This window comes from Actinoplanes sp. TBRC 11911 (assembly GCF_012933445.1).
GTDB lineage: Bacteria > Actinomycetota > Actinomycetes > Mycobacteriales > Micromonosporaceae > Actinoplanes.
Genome location: NZ_JABBNC010000070.1, coordinates 1 through 3,942, shown reverse-complemented (window position 1 = coordinate 3,942; position 3,942 = coordinate 1). Strand labels below are relative to the sequence as shown.

Below are 3,942 nucleotides of genomic sequence, written 5' to 3'. Positions count from 1 at the left end.
CCCCCAAGACCGCCGCCGTGCCTGTTCACGACGAAACGCGTCCTTGTCCGGCGAATATCGTCGTGCCTTAGTGCGGTCACGCATAGCAGCCGTCACCGGCCGGGTGAACAAGGAAAGCTGCTGGTACCGCATGAATACATTTTCCCGCCCCGCAGACGGCCTCGCATCAAAACGATCGTGCCAACCCCAGAAAACCATAACCGTCCACACAAGACATATTGCCGGCACGCCAATTCCGGCTATTCATCAGCTCGTCTTTACCCGCTCACGGAAGGCGACTCTCACACCGCAGATCGCGTGCGTCGGCCGACGGTGAGCCGTCACGCCCGGTGGATGGCGCGATGGGCCTGGCCGACGTCCTAAAGTGCCGACGTCAGGTGCGCGTTGTAGGGCAGGAAGATGGTGTGGAGGCGTGGCCCGAAGTTGATGAGCTCATCGTCACGAACCGCATCCTTGCGGGCATCCAGGTCATACGACACGGTCGTGGATGCGGCCTCCATGCCGCGCTCGACGAGTTCGTTGGACGCTACCGCTGGCTGCGCGAGAAGCGACCAGGAGCGTTTACGGTGAGCGACGAGTCGTATTGGATCGGCTTTTACTCTTGACGTCGATTCAGTTCCTTGCGTTGCAGTGAGCTGCCGCTGTGGGCGCTCGGCGGCCGGCGCCGTTGGCCGTAACGCAGGCGGCAGGCGCTCATTGCGATGACGGTGCGCTACCGCCGAGGAGGCAGTGCTGCTAGCTCGCGAATCATCCGGACCAGTTCGTCGGCTCTTGGGCCGCGCCGCCGTAACACCGTCTTGAGATGCTCCTGTGCGTTGCTGCCGGCGAACTGCATGCTCGCCGGCGCGCCTCCAGCACTCTCACGCCCTCGGCATGGACCGCGCGGCCGCCTCCGCCCGCTCAGCAAGGTCAATTCTTTCTGCCGCAGGGCCGAACGCATCGACGCTGCACGAGATCGCCTCGTTCGAACGCTCGATCGGCGTGGTCAATGCCGGCACCATCCGCCCGCTACGTTCAACCACTACCACCGCGGGTGGCAGGTAGCCGGCAAGCATCGCCTTGAAGATCGCATGGTTCGACGAGAGATACTGACTCACCAACTCGTCCACGAAGCTTGCGAATCCGTCGGGGTCGACCGCGTACTCGTCGATCCGCAGATTCACCACACCGCTCGAACGGCCAGCGACCGGCACCAACGCCTCCGTCATCCGGTAGAAGAGCTGCGCCACTTTTGTGGCCGGGTTCCACAGCGTCTCCCCGGTCGTCGCGTCGTCAAAGTACTGGCTCACTGCGCCATGATCGCATCCGCACGTGTCACGACCATCGAGTCCGGACGGACAGCCGACAGCGACCCCGGCGTGGCGGCATCACCGAACCAGATGACGAGTGACGGACAGACCTGCGTACTTGTTCGTGCCCAAGGTGTCCCTTCGAGACAAAGTGCTGCCCGAAGCCGGGCCAGCCCAGGGCTAAGGTGTAGCCCGAAGTGCTGTCCGTAACTCGCTCGGTTGAAGGGACGTATCGGCTCGTCAGGGTAGCGATCGAGCGCGGCGGCCCCTGGACGGTCGCCGGCGAGTGTGGGGAGTCCGCACGACGTCGAAGGATCGGTCGTGCGCTGGCCTATCCCTTCCGCTGCAAAGGAAGGGCCGATCGAGGGTCCGGCCACCACTACCGTTCGCTGTAGTGGTAGCGACAGGACAGAATCTCTACTTGGTCGTGGGCCTCTACAACGCGGTACACCAGCCGATGCTCTTCATTGATGCGCCGCGATGCCCAGCCGGAAAGATCGCCTTTGAGCAGTTCGGGCTTCCCGATGCCCCGATCGTCGCCGCGCTGAATGTCTTTGATGAGGGCATTGATCCGCTTGAGGACCTTCCGGTCATTTACCTGCCGGTTGACGTATTCGTCGCACGCGTCCGGGTGCCACGTGAGCTTCACGCGGTGGCCTCTCGAGCGTTTGGCAAACTTCGCGCAGATGGGACTGCCTCGTCGATCGGGCTGAGCGAGGGCGGCGCCGGACTGGCCCGTTGCCGGTACGGTTCGACCAAACGACCGGGCTGTGCTGGTCACACGGATGGCCAACCTGGGCGGCGGGGTGGTGCAGGCGGTCCGGACCACTTCGGGTCCGCCGTGCGGATCGCGAAGCCGGTGGTGCGGGTCAGGTGGTTCAGTGCGTCGTGGACCGCGGGCGGTACGTCGACGTGGGCGATGAAGTCGCGGCCGGCCGGGCCGTAGCCGTTCTCGTCGTCGGTGAGGCGGGGCACCTCGCCCATCAGCATCGAGATGTAGCGGTCGAGCGGCCACATACCGACCGGCGGATCCCGGTACGCCACGGCGTCGCGCGGTTCGGCAGCGAACCTAAAAGCGTCGATGTCGACGAGCGTCTGGTGCGCGGCGTAGTTGACCAGCTGCGTGGACGGTGCCGCGTGCCGGCGGAACCCGGCGTCCATCCGCAGCTGCATCGTGGCGTCCTGCACCAGCACGATCCGGTCGTGGGCGATGCCTTCGGCACGTAGCAGGGCGAGGGCCTCCGTGACGTTGTTGCCGCAGTTCGTCGAGCGCTGCTCGAGCAGGTCCACGGCCAGGCCGTACCGCTGCCGCAGGTAACGGTCGAACAGCGCCGCCTCGGTCACGGACGCCACGTCGTCCCAGCCCATCCGCTCGCGCAGGATGCCGCGCAGCGCGTCCGTCGAGTGGCCCTGGCCTCCCACGATCAGGTAGCGGGCGGCCACCCCGGCCCGCATCGCCGCGGCGAACACGTCACCTCCGGCCAGGATGCTGCCGCCGAAGAGGATGGCCACGTCGGCGACGCCGCCGAGGGCCGCGGGCGTCAGCTCGGGAACATCGCGGCGGGCGCAGAAGCGTACGAGAGTGTTGATGCTCCCGGCGACCGTGTCCGGCGTCCGCCCGGGAGATCTCATACGCCCAGCGTGCCACGTCGCGACGGCGGTTGCCGGACGGCGGGCCCTTGGCAAAGTGATCACCGTGGTGCGATCGTCAGGCTTCGATTCGCATTCGGGGGTGGCTGTGCTCGACGACCCGTTCTTCTGGCTCGAAGCTCTGGACACGCCCGAGGTCATGAGGTGGGTGGCGGATCGTAACGAGGAGGCAACTACAACTTCTGGACGGACGCCGACCGTCCGCGAGGGCAGTGGCGACGGACCACGCCGGATCAGTTCCGTCTCGACGAGCCCGCGTGGGACGTGCTGCTCGACATCGACGCGTTGAACGAGGCCGAGGGCGAGAACTGGACGTGGGACGGCGCGACGGTGCTGCGCCCCACGTACGACCGCTGCCTCGTCCGGCTCTCCCGCGGCGGCGCCGACGCCGTCGTGGTGCGCGAGTTCGACCTGGACGGTCGCGTCTTCGTCCCGGACGGATTCACCCTGCCGGAAGCGAAGAGCGCCGCCGGCTGGATCGACGTCGATCACCTCTACGTCGCGACGGACTTCGGGCCGGGTTCGCTGACGTCGTCGGGCTACCCACGGACCGTCCGGAAGTGGCGGCGCGGTACGCCGGTGTCGGCCGCCGAGCCGGTCTACGAGGGATCCGCGGACGACGTCTCGGTCGGCGCCGTCCACGATGCGACGCCCGGATTCGAACGCGACTTCGTCGGCCGGTACCTGGACCTCTACCGCACCGAGTATCACCTGCGGGCGGCGGACGGCGAGCTCGTCCGGATCGACGTACCGGAGGATGCCGGCTGGGACGTGCACCGGGACTGGCTGCTGATCCGCCCGGCGGGCTCGGCCCGCGGCCGCGCGGCGCTTCCATTCCGTGAGACGGGCGACCGCCTGCTGAGACCCGCGCCCGCATCATGGACCCATCGTCCACGATGCGGGACTAACGTCCATTGTAGAGAGTAGATTTGTCACGTAACGAGGCTTTCGCCCGGCAGCTTTTTCCGGCCGAATGTGAACCTTGGAGAGTTATGGCTCGTAT

General features: G+C 66.5%; 4 protein-coding genes and 1 pseudogene. 2 read left to right on the top strand and 3 right to left on the bottom strand.

Annotation, left to right across the window (positions count from 1 at the left end):
* Positions 1 to 341: 341 nt before the first annotated feature.
* Positions 342 to 605 carry a hypothetical protein gene (locus tag HH310_RS42910; RefSeq protein WP_211193341.1) on the top strand — a complete coding sequence of 88 codons (264 nt, stop codon included), beginning with the start codon at positions 342 to 344 and terminating at the stop codon, positions 603 to 605.
* 255 nt (positions 606 to 860) lie between these two features.
* On the opposite strand, the gene HH310_RS42905 is transcribed toward HH310_RS42910, so the two are convergent.
* The 3 genes from HH310_RS42905 to HH310_RS42895 all read right to left on the bottom strand — a co-directional run bounded on the left by HH310_RS42905 (position 861) and on the right by HH310_RS42895 (position 2,921).
* Positions 861 to 1,289: a DUF6086 family protein gene (locus HH310_RS42905; RefSeq protein ID WP_169181534.1), complete on the bottom strand. Its 429-nt coding sequence runs from the start codon at positions 1,287 to 1,289 to the stop codon at positions 861 to 863.
* A 379-nt stretch (positions 1,290 to 1,668) separates the two neighbouring features.
* Positions 1,669 to 1,938, bottom strand: a complete 270-nt coding sequence (locus tag HH310_RS42900) for a Txe/YoeB family addiction module toxin (RefSeq protein ID WP_169181533.1) — start codon at positions 1,936 to 1,938, stop codon at positions 1,669 to 1,671.
* A 128-nt stretch (positions 1,939 to 2,066) separates the two neighbouring features.
* Positions 2,067 to 2,921: an ElyC/SanA/YdcF family protein gene (locus tag HH310_RS42895; RefSeq protein ID WP_169181532.1), complete on the bottom strand. Its 855-nt coding sequence runs from the start codon at positions 2,919 to 2,921 to the stop codon at positions 2,067 to 2,069.
* A 252-nt stretch (positions 2,922 to 3,173) separates the two neighbouring features.
* Between HH310_RS42895 and HH310_RS42890 the strand changes: the two are divergent.
* Positions 3,174 to 3,866: pseudogene (locus HH310_RS42890) on the top strand (hypothetical protein); the annotation flags it as partial.
* Positions 3,867 to 3,942: the final 76 nt, after the last annotated feature.

What these genes read in the sequence shown, in the direction of transcription:
- HH310_RS42895 (WP_169181532.1), bottom strand. Translation starts at nt 2,921, where the DNA reads ATGAGATCTCCCGGGCGGACGCCGGACACGGTCGCCGGGAGCATCAAC.
- HH310_RS42910 (WP_211193341.1), top strand. Translation starts at nt 342, where the DNA reads ATGGGCCTGGCCGACGTCCTAAAGTGCCGACGTCAGGTGCGCGTTGTA.